Raw genomic sequence first — 16,659 nt, forward strand, 5'->3', positions numbered from 1 at the left:
ACTAAGTTTTGTTACTTGTAATGATTATTCAGTATGTCTTAATCTTTTCAATAATTTTTTTAAGCGTTTCGATAGCAATCTCCTTATCTCTGTCTTCCGCATTATAAGATTTACTTCGTACAGATTGATATGAAAGATTTTTTTTGAAAGGCGTAGATAAAAAAGGCACAATAGTTTTAAAAACCAAGTTCATTGATCGTGCTTTTATGACCCTGGATTCATCACTTGCTCGTAAAATCAACGCCATCTGATCTGTTGAAAGATTGCATTCTACTTTGTCATTAGATTTGCCTATTTGCTCTGGAACTAAATATCCTACATTAATCTGTCTCTCAAGGTGTGTAATTTCATAACTAAACCAGTCCAATAGAATACTTTTAATGTTTTTTGTCGCAGGATTAAAAGTTACATTCTCATTAGAATATAGCTGATTTAATTCCTTAGAATATTCCATAAGCGATTTCAGTCTTTCAATTGGGTCTTCTATAAAAATTGTATTTTCAGATAATTCGTCGATAAGGAAATCTATATATTTCTTGCTGTTGAAATTAACTTCAATCAATACTTTATCCAATATTGAAAATATTGATGAGGATTGATTAATGTATGATGTTTCCAATAGTCGATTTATAAGCTGGCGTTCATAGAAGATTTGTCTAAAAGAAGCTTTATTATGTGAAATTTTAGCTGATTCAGATAGTTCATCTTTAACAATAGCAACTTTCCTGTTATCCTGTTCTTTGTGCAAAAACAATTTTTCTAACATATTTATTCTATGCATCAAGTCTTTTCTTGTTACAACAAGATACGTTATGGGTACTCTTTCATCAAGACTTAGAAAATTAGAAAATCTACTTTCTACAAAAGAGAGAAGTTCATCAAGAGTACTTATGATAATTTCCATAACTTTCGTCAAGTCATTTTTTTGTAGTTCCTTGCACTGTTGGTTTTCAACTGCACTATCAAGAAGATATATTAAATTAGAATGGTACTTGCGCACCTGCAAACGTATCTGCCTCTTTTTAACTAATGAAAAAATTTCATTCTTCATGCGAACCTGAATGCGATTTGCTTCTTTTAAAACATTGTCTGTAATTAATGTTACATCTGTTTTAGTTAAAAGGGTAACATCTGATTTATTTGGATTTAGGATTTGCAGTATAACATAATCTAACCATTCTAAAGGATATATAGTATTCATAGTACACTTGTTTAATGTAGGCAAGACAACGAAAACTATAGAGCAGTAAATCCTTCCGTAGATTTCGAGCGGTAAATAGATGGGGAGGTCGAGGTATGTTTTTTAAAAAAATTACTAAATACTGAAACACTGCTAAACTCCATTTCCTGCGTTATTTCAGCAATTGTAAAATGAGGATTTTCTAGTAAGATCTTTGCTTCGCTAATTAGTGAATCGATTATTAAACTTTTAGGGCTTTTTCCGGTAATTTCTTTTACTACTTTATCTAAATATCCGGCAGTAACAAACAATGCGCCAGCATAAAACTTGACATAATGCTGTTTTTTATAATGTATTGACAAAATTGTTAAGAACTGCATCACAAGATTTTCTTTTCTGTTAAAACTGATTACTGTATTTGCCGAATGTTTCGAATAAATTAGTTTAAGTTCGTAGAGAAATAAATTTAAACTTATTCGAGGCAGATCGCTCTCGTTGCCATTTCGAGTAACATCTAGATTTACATAATAAATAAGCTTGTAAATGAGTGACAAAACCTGATATTCCTTCTCTTCCAATGCAATTTTAAGAGGTTCTTTAGTTATAAAAAAATACAAGGAGTCTAGTAAATCTTTTTTAAGACAGTTCTTACATACAAAATCCGACGAAAACAATATTACATAGAGCTGTACATTATCACGAACTTCTAAAAAAGTGCAATAGGAGTCTTTTGGGATAACAATAAGGTCATGAGATGTTAAGTCTTGTGTTATTTCCCTAAGCTTAATTTTTAAATTACCCGATCGAATCAATAAAATCGATAAATTTTCAGCTTTAAACAATTCATCGTTTAAAGTTATTTTTTCATACTTTTTTATAATGTGGACATCTAGCCCTTCTATTGGAAGGTTTTTTAATTCAGTATTAATGAGATCTTTTATCATCTTGATTAGTTGTTTGATGCTTTTTTGTTAATCCTTAAATCTTATCCTAATCATGAGATAAGACAATAAATATAGATTAAGCAGACAGGTAATGAAAAACAGGTAAGCCAGGATTCGGACAGATATTGCACCCTCCTGTGCAGATCGAAGCAGGCGCTCTATTTCATCATATCTGAACAGAGCTATGATGAAATAGAGGCTTGCCAGATTAATTAAGATCAGACATGAATATAAAAAAGCTGCAGTTTCATATTAAGAGATCTTAACATAATTCTTTAGTAGAGATTATTGAAAATAACAGCTAGTGTTGCCAGTGTAATCTCATTTACTTTGAGATCAGTTTCTTTAGACGGCTTATTGGTTACAGAAGTTTCCCAATCTCTGTCTCGCTTACGCGCTTCTGCATACAATGAGTATCTTGATATGGCAGAAACCTTCAAAATCGTATCTTTTTCCTCCTCTACTAGTAAAGAATCTGAAATAACGCTGTCTTCATAATCAATGATGTAGTTATAAACATCGTCGTAATCATCATTTTGTTTATCAACTAGCTCACCAACGAAAGCAGTCAAATTACTTTTAAGCGAAATACTTATAGATGCATTATCAATAAGCTCAATTAATTTATTTTGAGGGTCAGCAAGTATTACCGCTATCATTTCAGGTGTAATAGTAATAACACTTTTATTTGTTTTACGTTTTTTGTCTGCTCTATCGGTCAAATAGAGCAATTGTTCAAGAAGTTGTGATTGGCTCTTTACTGTACCGTTTTCCAACTCAAAATTTTTTAAATGATTATAATAATCCAATCCGATTTGATCAAATGGGTTGTTTGGATTTGCTACATCTGTCACTTTAAAACTAGATTCGTGTTTAAAATCTTTGGATAATTCAGTTGCTGATTCTTGGTCATTTGTACAAGAAAACATTGAAAATGAAATTGCAATGCATAATAATAAACTTTTCATGATTAAATTGTTTTGAAAGTAAATGAGAATAGTTCCTCAGTTCTTTTCATCCGGATTGGCAGAACTTTTATCCAGCGCCCTGCTAGACATTTTGCCTTTGAATTCGAAGCAAATCTATTTCGATAAAAATCCTCCCACAAGCCTATATCTATGGGTTTCCATGAATTTATAGTATGGAATTCCATGAATTCCATATTACTTTTAAACATACATAATTACCTACAATTCAATTATTTAGTTTACATTTGAAGTTTGCTTTTTATGAGATTATCCTCTAGTGACAACTATTTTTCAGGATCAATTCTGTCGAAAGAAATATCTCCCCTACATACGTTAACATATGAAACAATTTTTAATCCTATTGTCTATACTGTGTTCTTCTAATTCTAGTTTCAGTCAGAAAAACTCTTTTAGAGTTCCTGACTCCCTTAAAAATAAAAGTTATACTTATCTGGATGATAAGATATACGGCTTTAGAAAAGACAGTTCCAAGGCTGCGCCGTATTTATACACCTATCTTAACAGAGCTATTAATGAAAAAAACTGGGAGGAAGTTGTCTATGCGTACCAAAACATAATGCATCAGTCTCCTGATAAAATCAGAGTTATTTATGCAGATAGTATGGTCTATGCAGCAAAAAAAAGTACAGATGATGCTTTAATAGGATCTGCGTACCTTTCAAAAGGGATTGTGTTTTATGGACAAAAAAAATATGAAAGTGCTTTCGATAATTACATTACAGCAAATAGTTACATCTCCCTAACTGATGATAAATACCAACATAATAAGGTGAAATATCATATGGCGCAGATCAAATACTTCTTGGGCTTTTATGATGAGGCAATTTCACTGTTTCGGGATTGTTTAGAATATTATAAAAAAGAAGATACAAGAGCCTATTTGAATTGCCTTCATTCACTTGGCGTCCTTAATAACAAAATTGGGAATTATGGATTATGCTCAGAAATTAATAAGAAGGGAATTTCTGAGAGCGAAAGACTAAAAAATTTGGAAATGATTCCTTATTTCAAGCACTCAGAAGGGATCAATTTATATTTTAAAAAAAATTATGGTGCTGCAATATCCAACATAGAATCTTCTCTTGATAGTATCCACGAAAATAAGGATTTCGCAAATGAGGCCGTGGGCAATTTTTTCATCGGCAAAAGTTATTGCAAGTCAATAAAAAAGAGAAAGCCCTGCCCTTTTTTTTAAAAGTTGACAAAACTTTTAAGGAGAAAAATTATATGCGGCCTGATATTCGTGAGGTCTACGAAATATTGATTAATTACTACAAAGGTAAAAAAGACCTAAAAAACCAGCTTTTATATGTTGATCAATTATTAAATGCCGATTCATTGCTAAATGAAACCAATAAATATCTAATTACAAAAATCCATAAACAGTACGATACCAAAGAACTGCTTCTTGAGAGGGAAAAAATCCATAAACAGCTTAAAAAGGAGAAATATTATGATGTTATTTTAATCTCAATCATTCTAATACTTTTTACTTTCTCAGTGTTCCTAACCTATCGTTATCATAAAAACAAAAAGTTTTATAAAAAGAAGTTCGACGAAGTTATGCTAAGTCCTGCTTCATTAGATAAACCAACCTCAAAACTAAAAAAAGAAAAAGCAGAAGTTTTGGACATTCCAGCAGAAACTATCGCTTTTGTATTGAAAGAACTTGAAAAGTTTGAATCAGAGAAGAAATTTCTAGCCAAAGACGTTCGATTGACAGCCGTTGCAACTATGCTTCACACGAATTCAAAATACTTATATAAAATAATATCACATTATAAAGATAAACGGTTTGTTGAATACATCAATGATTTGAAAATTGATTTCATTATTTCAATGCTAAAAGAAAATAAACTGGCTCGCAACTATACTAATTCTGCGCTAGCTCTTGAAGCTGGATTTAGTAGTACGCAGCAGTTTGTAAATGCATTTAAAACAAGGACTGAAATGCCTGTAAATTTTTTTATTGCTGAAATTAATAAGTAGAATAAACTTAGTGTAAATATATAAGTCAATACTACCCTAAATCTATTTTTCGATTATCAACTTTAAAATCTGTATTTAATTTTACAACATTATATAAAGATGTTCCTAAGTGTTTTCTTGTTCCTTCGTCAAATACCTCTATGTGTGCTTTCGAGCCAGCATGTTTTGATGCACTATCTACTACCCAAAGCTCACTTGAATCCTTCTTCCTATATACTGTACGTCCATTATTTTTAGGATAATTTGTCTTTTCAAAAATTAAATTATCTTTTAAAACGGTCTGATAATCTGTCGGAGGGTTTCTTGAATTTTCATCATATATTTCAGCAGGAATAATAAACCCTCTATTTATAAGCCAGTTCTCTATATCTTCAGAAGAAACTACAGAGTCAATAAATATCTTTTCTTCCCTATTTTTTAGAACATTTATATTATCATTACTCCCAAACTTTGACTCACTAAAATTCAAAAGAAAACCAAAAAAATCTTTGGTCACTAAAGATCTTTCTGAAATTTCTGCAACCGTTGTACCAACAAAATTTTCTTTATTAAATTCGTAACTGCAATCGCCAATGTGTATTTGATTTTTTTGCCAGCTTTTAGGATTAAGTAATTGTAAATTCTGAGCAAAAGTTTGATTTAACGCTGGATTGCTTTTTATCAAAGATTCGAGAAAAATGCCTTCGATACCGGAAAAATAGAAAAAATAATCACTTTTAAAAATTTCTTTATGATTCTTAATTTCAGATATTTTGTTCAGAGATGAAAGAAATATTTTAAAAGCTTTGAAAAATTGATTATTATCATTATATTGACCATGCAGCGAGGATTCATTAATAAACAGCTCCATAACTATATCCCTAATAAGTAATTCAAATCTTTCACTGCTTGATCAAAAAAATCAGTTGGCCAACGATCGACACCACCGTCTTCATCAATGATAATTTTCTCGAAGAAATCGACATTTTTATGATCGAAATACAAAACGTTTGTAGAGTTAGGTTTAATTATACTATCTTTTATTGCAATTCTAAATCCATTTAAAATATGCTCACTATGCGTTTCAACTAGTACTTGAACTCCACATAGCGAAATTAAACTTAAAAATTTTGCTAATATAGATTGGGCATAAGGGTGTAAATGCGCTTCTGGGTTTTCAACTATAAGAATTTCTCCTGGTTTAGCTATCAATCCAGCAACTATAATTGGAAGAGAATAAGTAAACCCATATCCTACATTCGTAGGTTTAAAGTATGAACTTTTTCCGTCTGAATTAATACGAAGCTTAATTAAATCTTCTCCTTTAATATTAGTAATATCTATACTAGCACCTTGAAAAATTTTGTTAATCCAATAATTAGTATTATCAAGTATCGTCCAGCTTAGTTCTTCAATGTTTTCCCTAAACAATTTTGAATATTGAGTAAGCATTATCTCATTAACTTTATCACTTCCTTTATGATGTAATACATTTACAGTATTTTCTCCTAATGCTCCTACACTAACAAAATGACTTAATGATTTGTTTTCATAATAATTCTTTGGTCCAATTCTATCTGCAGAAACATAATGAATACCTACTAAATTAATTCCTGACTTTATCTCTGAGATATTTGTTGCCTTAAAATATTGTTCAATAGTTGCGTCACTAATAAATAAATCAAATAGCGGATACTGCAAAGCTGTTCCTGCTCCGTTTATTACATTTTTTGAATTTAAGTTCGCTTTATACCATTCGTCTATTCTTTTTAAGACCAACTCCGTTTTGTCACATTTGGTTTTAATCTCGTCTATGTAAACTTCAGAAGCATCTGTAGAATTATTATATAAATAGTAATCAATTGAAAAATTATCAAATTCAAATCCAAAATGAATTTTTTCAGAAAATGAAACTTCTTTATTTTTCACATCATCAAAACTTCCAAGATTGACATTTTCACCATTCAGAAATATTCTGTTTGTCGCTCTATTAGAAAAAGCAGATTGACTTAAAAGTAAAAAAACTTGTAAAACAGTAGATTTTCCTCTACCATTAATTCCTGTAAACAGATTCAAATTTGACAAAGGAATTTTTACATCCTCCTTGTATAATTTAAAATTGTCTATTGATACTTGCTTTATCATTATTTGTCTAATATTTCAAATGTTTTATTATATCTTATTTTCACATTACTTACGCTACCAGTGGAAATTCTTATCGATTCTCTAAATGAATGATCTTGCAAAAGAATATTATTATAATTTTCTACAATTTTCAACTTCCTATATAGTAGCTCTTTGTCACTTTTTTTATCAAAATAAACCGAAATACATTCCATCAAAGCTATATTAATTCTACCACGACTATTTTGAGTCGGAAGTCTAAAATTAGTATATCCAAAAAAATCAAATGTTAATTTCATTACTCTAAAAAATCTATCTGACAAAGAATTAATTTCAGCATCCGACATTCTATTAATTTTCCTCATCGTTTTACCCAAAAAGTCATCAAGATCTCCTTTATAATCCTCTTGTGCACTGGCTTCCGAAAAGGCAAAAAAACGTAAAATAGCTTCTCTATCTTTCATTCTTAAAGAAGGTATTCCTTTGTCAATAGCCATCTTAAATTCATCTTTCTCAGAAAGTTCTTTCAATAAGTTTGTGGCTTTGCCTATATATATACAATTTCTAATTTCTTGTCTTGTTAATGGCGTTCCGTTAGAATTTATGCGATTAAAAATATCATAAACTATTGATAATGGTACGGAAGGTTTAAGAATATATAGTAATAGTTCACAATCCTCAATTCTGGCTTGTAATTCATCTAATTCTGAATAGTGTTTGCCATTCAAAGATGGTAGAGCCTCAAGACCTACTAATGCATATTTTCCATTTAGAAAATCAAAAATTGCTGATGATCTCTGTAATCCATCAACAATTATCATTTTACCTTCCAGATCCTGACTAATATAAAAAGGTGGAATGGGAATATTTAAAATTAATGATTCTATAAACCTACTTTTCTGTTGCTGCTTCCAAACCTGATTTCTTTGAAAAGGAGGAATAACAATTTTATCTTGTTCATTTCTTCTCAAAAGAGTTACAACCTGCATGTGAACTTCTTTAATGTCAAGTTCGTCATCATTATTATAACTTGCCGGATAAATACTATCTTTAAAATCAGAATCTTCTATGAAATCATCTTCCTCGAGTTCTTCATTAACTTTATAAACTGTTTCTTTTTCGTTTTCGCCCAACTCTATAATATCGAGCACAATAAGATCTGAGCTTAAAAGCCAGTTAATAATTGTAAATAATCTTCGCGCTATTGTTGATTCAGCCCCTTCAATTAAATTTCCTAGATAGTTTAAAATCTCGTTTCGTTTTTTTCCCTCATTTGAGCTTTCAATAAATTTCAATACATTTTTAAATAACTCATTTTCTTTTAAAATTGTTCGAATTTTTTTCTGTCTATGTTGATCATCGAGAACTATAAGCTCTGTTCCAAGCGGTGTAAGATTTGCGTTGTTTTTGTTATTTTCAACTAATCCTAAAATCTCAGCAGCAAGTCTATAATACCTCCCTTGTCTGTCTGTAAAACCCACATAATCGGCAATTTGTAAGTCAGTAATACAGCCATTATATATTGCTTCAACAGTATTGATCACTTTATTTAATTCATCCGCTTGTGGTACTTGTGTAATCGATATTCTCATTTTTAACTAGCTATAAATAAATATTCTTTAACTTTATTGGCGTTATTTCCTATATTTTTATTTTGATTACCAATTGAGTAACTATAATCTATCTCTTTTAATTCCACTTTACTTTTATACTTTTTTAAAAGTTGAATCATTTCTTCTTTTGTTGGAATCGAATTTGAAGAATAAGACACCACTAATATACTGTTTTTGTGCAAATTAAACATTCTGTCTAAAGCTTCATTTACAGTATTTTTCGAATCAAATGGAGATGGATATTTTTTAAATTTCTTAGTTTTTGTTTCATGCTGTATTTCAACTCCTCTCCAATTCTTAGATAATCCTTCTACAAAATGATATCTCCTCACGTAATCATTATCTGAGTTAGAAGTTAAATATGGCGGGTCAAAATATACAAGATCAGCTTTAATATCTAATTCGAAAATGTCAGAATTGAAAGATTTATTTTTTCTTCCATTGTCAAAAATTGCTTGATTGAAATTTTCAACATTTTCTATAAAATGTTCCTCAAGAGAAAGTTGTAAATCACGACGTCCATCATCATATCTTTGTCCTACATATGTAAATATACCTCTTGCTCTTTTTTTCATACACGCTCTGCTTATAGAAGAGAATGCAATAGACTTTTTCAATTCGTCTTCTATAAGATTAATATTCTCAAGTAAATTGTCTAAAAATCTATTGTCTTCATCATTAAAGTATAAACCTCCAAATGTATTTAAAATAAAATTTTTAGAATTTTTATTTTTAGACAATAGAAAATCTAAATCCTTGTCAGTTAGTTTAACGTTAGAATTTTCTATTAACGATTTTGTAATATTTGAAGAAAAAGTCATAAAGTCATTACTGTAAACTTCAATTCCTTTTTGTTTTAACATATATGAAACACAACCACTTCCTGAAAACGCATCTAATACATTATCAAAATCATAACCTTTTATAGAATCCCATAAAAAATGTAGTATTTTGTATTTACTCCCCATATACCGTGTTCCGGGAAAATTTTCTAATAGCTCATCAGCAGTATTGACTTTTTTTTTCGACGAAAGTGAATGAATTATTAAATCTTGTCCTGTACGTTTATCTACTTTACTACTTATCATTCTTTTAGTTTCTATAACATCTCTATTATAAACACTATAAAGTTCATTAATAAAATCGGTATTAGAATTTGTAGACAAAACTTTTACACCAAATTTCACAAGTCTGTTTACTTCATTTCTTAAGTTGATTTGATCATCATCATAAAATGAATGTTTTGTATACCTTTGGAAATCAGAAGTAGCATTTACTGCATCATATGGAGGATCCAAAAATACAAAATCATCTTTTTCCGAATATCTTCTTAAAGTATATTTGTAATCGGCACAGATTATTTTTGCATTAGCAAGTGCTAAACTAGCATTACGTAGAACATCTACATTTGCAATGTTTACATTTTTATTTTTACCATAAGGGACATTAAATTCTCCTTTCTTATTCTCTCTATAAAGTCCATTAAAGCATGTTTTGTTGAGAAAAATAAACCTAGCAGCCCTATCTAATTCATTAAGATTTTCCACTTTAAGAGACCTGATCTTATAAAACAACTCTTCATCATTAGAATATTTTTTCAGAGCAATTATCAACTCTTCTACACGATCTCTAACTGTGATATAACAATTAATAAGTTCTGGATTCAAATCAGATAAAATTGCATTTTTTGGTTGAATATAAAAGAACATGGCACCTCCGCCAAGAAATGGTTCTATGTATTTGTTGTATTTTTCTGGAATATAGTTAGTAAGTTCATCTAGCATTTGTGTTTTACCACCTGCCCATTTCAAAAATGGTTTTGTTTTATTTTTAATCACAAGTTTTTCTCGTTTATTTTGCTTCCATACAAAAGTAATTTTTTTTAGTTAGTAAGTGTAGCTAAAATAAATATAAACATTTTTTAAATTTTAATAACATTAAAAAATGAAATGCAATTAGGTATTTAAATATTTGCAAAAGAAAATTGTAAAAAGACTTAGGATACTAATTATTTTTTAATTTTTAACTCTTTATCCAACTCTTCAACTCTAGTAAAAAAATCTGAAACTGATATTTGGTAGTAATCGCATAATTCATAAAGCGTGCTAATGGTAATATTCAAATTAGCAGACTCGTTTCTTGCTATATGTATAGACAAATTTTTATTTGCCTTAATATCATTAGATACTTGTTCTTGGGTCAAACCAGTCTTTAAACGTAGCTCTTTGAGAACTAGCTTTACAGCAATAAGTAGTTTGTCATTTTTAACTTGTCCCATAGTATATCAAAGCAACCAAGAAAAAAAATCACAAACAATGACATATTTGTCATTTTATTTTTTATCTTTACGACAATATATTATTTTAAATATATTATTTTTGCGATCCTTCATAAAAAATATTTGAAGCATTCGCTTTGAATCTCGCCTTAGAAAACTGGTAATTTTTGCAACGAGATGATAAGTAAGATGCTCACGTCTTCTGGCGTGGGCTCACTTATTGTTGCAACGGTATACCAGTACCTCTAAGGCAATAAGCTGAGTTCTACGCCTTTTTTTTATTTTCCGAAACTCTTCACGATTCTAGCAAATCTACAATTTTTGTATTGCAAAATTATACGTCTAACTTAAACTATCTAGAATATGCAATAAACCCAAAACATATTTTCAATCTCTATTGATTATTTAATGTTAAAAGCCCCCTGCAAAGCGATCAACTTGTAACAGAGGACTTATAGCTAATCAAATCATATTTAACTAACCAATCCCAATATTATGAATTATTTTTCATTTTACAAGGATGGGAAAGCGCTTTATTGCCTATTTTTTGCTGGCATACTGCTGTCTTTCTCATCATCAATCGCCGGAAATTCGAATCGGCATTTCACTTTCTCTTATCAGCAGCATCAGGTTCATGGAACCGTCAGTGATGGAACTGCTCCCCTTCCCGGTGTCACCGTTGCTATAAAGGGACGGGGAAATAATGCCGTAATCACAGATTACAATGGTCAATATTCCATTGCAGTTTCTTCCAGCGATACACTAATGGTATCTTTTATAGGATTCAAAACGAAACTGGTTCCAGTTAACGGAAGAAATAAAATTGATATTAAGCTGGAATACGATACTACTACCCTGCAGGAAGTCAGGGTGAATGCCGGTTATTATTCTGTAAAGGAAAGCGAACGCACGGGAAGCATTGCCCGTATTACTTCCAAGGATATTGAAATACAGCCGGTAACCAATTTCCTTGCCGCCATGCAGGGTCGTATGGCAGGGGTTTCCATCACGCAGACAACGGGAGTGCCCGGCGGAGATTTTGATATAAAAATAAGAGGTCAAAACAGTCTGCGGGCTGAAGGAAATGCTCCCCTATATGTTATAGACGGCGTGCCCTATTCCTCTGACACTGTCGGTCACGGTCAGACCGCGACTCTTTTCCCAACATTGACCAGCCCTCTTAACGGAATCAATCCGGACCAGATCGAGAGCATAGAAGTGCTTAAAGATGCCGATGCAACCTCTATTTATGGTTCACGTGGTGCAAACGGTGTTGTGCTGATTACTACAAAAAAAGGAAAAAGCGGAAAAACGACATTTACGGTAAATGCGACCACAGGAACCGGGAGTGTTACCAAATTTATAAAACTAATGGATACTTCCCAGTATTTAGCAATGCGCCGTCAGGCTTATGCCAATGACGGTATAACAACCTATCCTGCCTCTGCCTATGATATTAATGGAAAATGGGATCAGAACCGATATACGGACTGGCAGAAAGAGCTGCTTGGAGGCACTTCTGTTTTTACAGATCTTCAGGGTACAGTTTCTGGAGGATCACAAAATACCAATTTTCTTCTCAGCGGAAACTATCATACTGAAACTACCGTTTATCCCGGTGATTTCCTGTATAAAAAAGGCGGTTCACAGTTTAGTCTGAACCACCGGTCAGAAAATCAGAAATTCAAAATACAATTCTCAACAGGATATACAGTTCAGGATAATGACCAGCCGTCTTCGGATCTTACTATTGTAGCACAGACATTGGCTCCAAACGCTCCTGCTTTGTACAATAAGGATGGAAGCCTCAATTGGGAAGGCAGTACATGGCAGAACCCGCTTGCTAATCTACTGGCAAAATTCGAATCCAAAAGCTATGATTTCCTTGCCAATACGGTACTTACTTATGAAATAACAGAGAAGCTTCTAATAAAAAGCAGTTTTGGGTACAGCGATCTGCGTCATACCGAAACAAGGATTTCGCCTTCTACAGTATATGACCCTAAACTTAATTACAATAGTTCGTACTCTACACTATTTCTGAACAATACCAGCCGGAATTCATGGATTGTGGAACCGCAGCTCGCTTGGAACTCAAATCTCAGTGCAGGAAAACTGGAACTTCTCCTTGGAGCTACTTTTCAGAACCAGTCAACAGATCAGCTTGTACAGTCCGGGACAGGATTCCCATCCAATAGCCTAATTTATAACCTCTCTTCTGCTACCACAGTACGTGCAGTTGCAGATACCGAGACCCTGTACAAATATCAGGCATTCTTTGGAAGAGCCAATTATAACTATAAAGAACGTTATATTTTAAACCTTACGGCACGTCGCGATGGTTCCAGCCGTTTTGGTTCGGGAAATCAGTTTGCCTTTTTTGGAGCCGCAGGAGCTGCTTGGCTTTTTTCAAAAGAGAACTTTGCCAAAGGTCTCCATTGGCTCTCATTTGGTAAATTAAGAGCCAGCTACGGAACAACCGGCAGCGATCAAATCGGTGATTACAAATTCCTTGATACTTATTCTGTATCAGGAGTCTTATACAATGGAAATGTAGGTTTACAGCCAACGAGCCTCTATAACCCGAATTTTGCATGGGAAACCAATAGAAAACTGGAAGCAGCAATTGAAACTGGTTTTCTACAGGATAAGCTTTTTTTGACGGCTGCCTGGTACAGAAATCGATCTTCTAATCAGCTGGTAGGTATACCAATGGCTTCAACTACAGGCTTTCAGAGCCTTCAGTCAAACCTTGATGCCGAAGTGGAAAACTCCGGTTTAGAATTTACGCTTCGTACTGTAAATCTAAACAAGGGAGCTTTTCAATGGATTTCAAATCTGAATATCAGCTTTTCAAAAAACAAACTGCTTAGTTTTCCGGGGCTTGAAGGGTCAACCTACAGCCAGAGATACCGCATTAATAAACCATTGAACATTGTTCTTTTATACGACTATAAAGGCATTGATCCCCTCACTGGCATCTATCAGTTTAATGATCTGAATAACGACGGTAAAATAACAGCCGCTGGTGATAAGCAGATCATCTGTGACCTGAATCCGGAATATTTCGGCGGGCTTCAGAATCAGCTGAGCTATAAAGGCATAAAGCTTGATTTTTTGTTTCAATTTGCTAGCCAGAAAAACTACAATTATCCGGGTAGGCCACTGCAGGACAGATGTATAACCAGCCAGAGAAACTGAAAGACAGCTGGCAGAATCCCGGAGATACAGCTTCTTACCAGATTTTTACTGCCGGATATAACGCAGCCGCGGTAACTGCAGGATCACGATTTAGTGAAAGCACGGCAGCAGTAAGTGATGCCTCCTTCATAAGGCTTAAAAATATTTCATTATCCTATGATCTTCCGCTGACAGGATTTAAGACTCAGTGCAGACTGTTTGCCCAGGGCCAGAACCTGCTCACCTTTACCAAATACAAAGATGGAGATCCCGAATTCATAAGCACAGGATTTCTTCCGCCATTAAAAATAATGACTTTTGGCATACAGCTAACTTTTTAAAAAATAGACCATGAAAAAAATAGTCACAAACTCATTCACAAGGGACTCTAGAATATCCATGAATAAATTGGTACTGTCATTGGCATTTCTAATTGTTTCCTGCGATTCTTTTTTAGATATTGATTTGCCGGAGAACCAGCTGACCAAAGAAAGTGTTTTTGAAGATAATCAGACCGCAGATGCCGCTTTGACCAGTATTTACTCCAAAATGAGGGATACCGGAATACTGACCGGTTCTGGAGTGGGAATCTCTTTCCAGCTAGGCTGTTATGGAGATGAACTGACATGGTTTGGAAACCCGCTCAGTACTACTGAAAATTTTTATACCAATAATCTGCTGCCTTCCACTTCCTCTGTGAACGATTACTGGAAAGCAGCCTATAGCAATATATATGCAGCAAATGCCGTGCTTGAAGGCAGCAGGAGTTCTGTATCCCTGTCAACAGCAAATAAACAAAAGCTTGAAGGGGAAGCTCTTTTTATTAGGGCACTGCTGCATTTTTATCTGGTCAATCTGTATGGGGATATCCCATACGTCACCACAACAGAATATAAAATCAATACTGTTGTCAGCAAACTTCCTGTTAAAGAAATTTACAAATTGATTCAGACTGATCTTCAGCTCGCTGCTGTAAATTTAAATACAGCTGAATTAAGCAGTACAAGGGTACGTCCATCTAAGTTTACTGTAAGAGCTTTGCTTTCAAGGGTATATCTTTATTCTGGTTTATGGGCAGAGGCTGCCGACAGCGCATCTGCCGTGCTCAATGAATCTGGAACTTTTTCACTTGAAAATATTGATAGTGCATTTTTAAAGGAGTCAAAAGAAACAATCTGGCAGCTGCAGCCTTCAGCTTCAGGAAAAAATACGGATGAAGCGGTCGCATTTATTTTTGCCAGCGGTCTTCCAAGAACAGTTTGTCTGAACAACATTCTGGTAAATTCCTTTTCTTCGGATGATCTGCGAAAAACGCACTGGATGGGTTCAGTTTCCAGCGGTGCCTCTAAGTGGTACTTTGCGTATAAGTACAAGAAAAACAGCACTACTGCGTCTTCTGTCGAGTATTCAATTGTGATGCGTCTGGCTGAACAATATCTCATCCGTGCAGAAGCACGTGCAAAGCAGGGCGATATTATCGGTGCCAGAGAAGATCTTAACAAAATACGAAATCGTGCAGGCCTTACAAGTACGGATATTTCCACAAAAGAAGAACTGCTTCAGGCTGTAGCCGAAGAGCGCAGACATGAGCTTTTTACCGAATACGCCCATCGCTTTTTTGACCTTAAACGTTCAGGAGATATAAACACCTTTCTATCAGCTCAAAAGCCGGGATGGAACACAACCGACATCTTATTTCCACTGCCTCAGACCGAATTGGAACTCAATCCAAATCTTCTGCCGCAGAATGAAGGCTATTAAAAGATACATCACATGAATATTTCATATCTAAAAAACAGGGGCGGCTTTACCGCTGTACCTGCTGCAGTTTTATTTTTATTTTTTATTTTGCTATTAGTAGTCTGTCCCCTACGGGGGCAGGCATTGCAAAAAAAAAGCCTTACGGCATCAGATTATGATTCATTTGGTAATTTTCTATTCCATAAACCTTCGCGCAATGGAAACTGGGTCGGTTTTTCAATGTTCTATAAAAACGGAAAAGATACCTTATACGTAAAAAATACATTAAAAAACAAACTGTACTCCTTTCCGCTTGGCACTAAACCTGATTTTCTGGGAGATAATAGTTTTGTTTATCAGGATGCTGATAGAATTCATATTCTAGATCTTCAGAATGGCAACAAAAAAACAATAGCCAATGTTGCTGGTTATTTTTCTTCGCCAGACTCTGAGAGATTAGTAGTAATGACAAAATCTCAACTCACAAAAAAGCAGTCCATTAGTGTGTTTGATCAAAATGGAAAGATTTTATCGACAATTGAAAACGTTACCAGCATGAAAATGGGCCTGCCAATAAAAAAATTCTCTTTTCCATTGCAGATCAAAATTTAAGTTCGATTGGCGTCTTAGAATTAGGGCAAAA

At 33.3% G+C, this 16,659-nt stretch carries 14 protein-coding genes; 6 read left to right on the plus strand and 8 right to left on the minus strand.

Going from position 1 to position 16,659, the window contains the following annotated elements; translation table 11 throughout:
• Window positions 1-28: 28 nt before the first annotated feature.
• From ACPWTF_RS01160 to ACPWTF_RS01170, 3 genes are all read right to left on the minus strand, one after another.
• Window positions 29-1,201: a hypothetical protein gene (locus tag ACPWTF_RS01160; protein WP_427874048.1), complete on the minus strand. Its 1,173-nt coding sequence runs from the start codon at window positions 1,199-1,201 to the stop codon at window positions 29-31.
• A 35-nt stretch (window positions 1,202-1,236) separates the two neighbouring features.
• Window positions 1,237-2,124, minus strand: coding sequence for an AraC family transcriptional regulator (locus ACPWTF_RS01165; protein ID WP_427874049.1), 888 nt, complete (start codon window positions 2,122-2,124; stop codon window positions 1,237-1,239).
• 275 nt (window positions 2,125-2,399) lie between these two features.
• A complete protein-coding gene (locus ACPWTF_RS01170) occupies window positions 2,400-3,092 on the minus strand; it encodes a hypothetical protein (protein WP_427874050.1) in 693 nt (230 codons plus the stop codon).
• Between the two features lie 340 nt (window positions 3,093-3,432).
• Here ACPWTF_RS01170 and ACPWTF_RS01175 point away from each other — a divergent pair, with 340 nt between their 5' ends.
• On the plus strand, window positions 3,433-4,308 hold the full coding sequence (locus ACPWTF_RS01175) for a tetratricopeptide repeat protein (protein ID WP_427874051.1): 876 nt from the start codon (window positions 3,433-3,435) through the stop codon (window positions 4,306-4,308).
• Between the two features lie 32 nt (window positions 4,309-4,340).
• Window positions 4,341-5,102, plus strand: coding sequence for a helix-turn-helix domain-containing protein (locus tag ACPWTF_RS01180; RefSeq protein WP_427874052.1), 762 nt, complete (start codon window positions 4,341-4,343; stop codon window positions 5,100-5,102).
• A gap of 31 nt (window positions 5,103-5,133) precedes the next feature.
• Here the strand turns inward: ACPWTF_RS01180 and ACPWTF_RS01185 are convergent, their stop codons facing one another.
• From ACPWTF_RS01185 to ACPWTF_RS01205, 5 genes are all read right to left on the minus strand, one after another.
• A complete protein-coding gene (locus tag ACPWTF_RS01185; RefSeq protein ID WP_427874053.1) occupies window positions 5,134-5,952 on the minus strand; it encodes a hypothetical protein in 819 nt (272 codons plus the stop codon).
• A gap of 2 nt (window positions 5,953-5,954) precedes the next feature.
• Entirely contained in the window at window positions 5,955-7,226 is a 1,272-nt protein-coding gene (locus tag ACPWTF_RS01190) for a DUF3696 domain-containing protein (protein WP_427874054.1), read from the minus strand.
• The gene (locus ACPWTF_RS01195; RefSeq protein WP_427874055.1) at window positions 7,226-8,797 is read right to left on the minus strand and encodes a GmrSD restriction endonuclease domain-containing protein; all 1,572 of its coding nucleotides are present in this window, start codon (window positions 8,795-8,797) and stop codon (window positions 7,226-7,228) included. The genes ACPWTF_RS01190 and ACPWTF_RS01195 overlap by 1 nt, the downstream gene beginning before the upstream one ends.
• Window positions 8,798-8,799: 2 nt before the next feature.
• Window positions 8,800-10,656, minus strand: coding sequence for a Dam family site-specific DNA-(adenine-N6)-methyltransferase (locus tag ACPWTF_RS01200; protein ID WP_427874056.1), 1,857 nt, complete (start codon window positions 10,654-10,656; stop codon window positions 8,800-8,802).
• Window positions 10,657-10,826: 170 nt separating this feature from the next.
• Complete coding sequence (locus ACPWTF_RS01205; protein WP_427874057.1) at window positions 10,827-11,096, minus strand: helix-turn-helix domain-containing protein; 270 nt, start codon at window positions 11,094-11,096, stop codon at window positions 10,827-10,829.
• A gap of 495 nt (window positions 11,097-11,591) precedes the next feature.
• Here ACPWTF_RS01205 and ACPWTF_RS01210 point away from each other — a divergent pair, with 495 nt between their 5' ends.
• The 4 genes from ACPWTF_RS01210 to ACPWTF_RS01225 are packed head-to-tail and all read left to right on the plus strand — an operon-like array spanning window position 11,592 to window position 16,628.
• Window positions 11,592-14,297, plus strand: coding sequence for a SusC/RagA family TonB-linked outer membrane protein (locus ACPWTF_RS01210; protein ID WP_427874058.1), 2,706 nt, complete (start codon window positions 11,592-11,594; stop codon window positions 14,295-14,297).
• A complete protein-coding gene (locus ACPWTF_RS01215) occupies window positions 14,273-14,617 on the plus strand; it encodes a hypothetical protein (protein ID WP_427874059.1) in 345 nt (114 codons plus the stop codon). Before ACPWTF_RS01210 ends, ACPWTF_RS01215 begins: the two co-directional genes overlap by 25 nt.
• Window positions 14,618-14,627: 10 nt before the next feature.
• On the plus strand, window positions 14,628-16,037 hold the full coding sequence (locus tag ACPWTF_RS01220; protein ID WP_427874060.1) for a RagB/SusD family nutrient uptake outer membrane protein: 1,410 nt from the start codon (window positions 14,628-14,630) through the stop codon (window positions 16,035-16,037).
• Window positions 16,038-16,049: 12 nt separating this feature from the next.
• Window positions 16,050-16,628 (plus strand): hypothetical protein, encoded by a 579-nt coding sequence (locus ACPWTF_RS01225; protein WP_427874061.1) that lies wholly within the window; start codon window positions 16,050-16,052, stop codon window positions 16,626-16,628.
• The last annotated feature ends 31 nt before the right edge of the window (window positions 16,629-16,659 follow it).

It is taken from the genome of Flavobacterium sp. MMS24-S5, assembly GCF_050320125.1.
Lineage (GTDB): Bacteria > Bacteroidota > Bacteroidia > Flavobacteriales > Flavobacteriaceae > Flavobacterium > Flavobacterium tyrosinilyticum.

Excerpts from the sequence above, each read along its gene's own strand:
- ACPWTF_RS01195 (WP_427874055.1), bottom strand. The coding sequence starts at position 8,797 with ATGAGAATATCGATTACACAAGTACCACAAGCGGATGAATTAAATAAA.
- ACPWTF_RS01225 (WP_427874061.1), top strand. The coding sequence starts at position 16,050 with ATGAATATTTCATATCTAAAAAACAGGGGCGGCTTTACCGCTGTACCT.
- ACPWTF_RS01190 (WP_427874054.1), bottom strand. The coding sequence starts at position 7,226 with ATGATAAAGCAAGTATCAATAGACAATTTTAAATTATACAAGGAGGAT.
- ACPWTF_RS01205 (WP_427874057.1), bottom strand. The coding sequence starts at position 11,096 with ATGGGACAAGTTAAAAATGACAAACTACTTATTGCTGTAAAGCTAGTT.
- ACPWTF_RS01160 (WP_427874048.1), bottom strand. The coding sequence starts at position 1,201 with ATGAATACTATATATCCTTTAGAATGGTTAGATTATGTTATACTGCAA.
- ACPWTF_RS01210 (WP_427874058.1), top strand. The coding sequence starts at position 11,592 with ATGAATTATTTTTCATTTTACAAGGATGGGAAAGCGCTTTATTGCCTA.
- ACPWTF_RS01175 (WP_427874051.1), top strand. The coding sequence starts at position 3,433 with ATGAAACAATTTTTAATCCTATTGTCTATACTGTGTTCTTCTAATTCT.
- ACPWTF_RS01215 (WP_427874059.1), top strand. The coding sequence starts at position 14,273 with ATGTATAACCAGCCAGAGAAACTGAAAGACAGCTGGCAGAATCCCGGA.
- ACPWTF_RS01165 (WP_427874049.1), bottom strand. The coding sequence starts at position 2,124 with ATGATAAAAGATCTCATTAATACTGAATTAAAAAACCTTCCAATAGAA.
- ACPWTF_RS01185 (WP_427874053.1), bottom strand. The coding sequence starts at position 5,952 with ATGGAGCTGTTTATTAATGAATCCTCGCTGCATGGTCAATATAATGAT.
- ACPWTF_RS01170 (WP_427874050.1), bottom strand. The coding sequence starts at position 3,092 with ATGAAAAGTTTATTATTATGCATTGCAATTTCATTTTCAATGTTTTCT.
- ACPWTF_RS01180 (WP_427874052.1), top strand. The coding sequence starts at position 4,341 with ATGCGGCCTGATATTCGTGAGGTCTACGAAATATTGATTAATTACTAC.
- ACPWTF_RS01220 (WP_427874060.1), top strand. The coding sequence starts at position 14,628 with ATGAAAAAAATAGTCACAAACTCATTCACAAGGGACTCTAGAATATCC.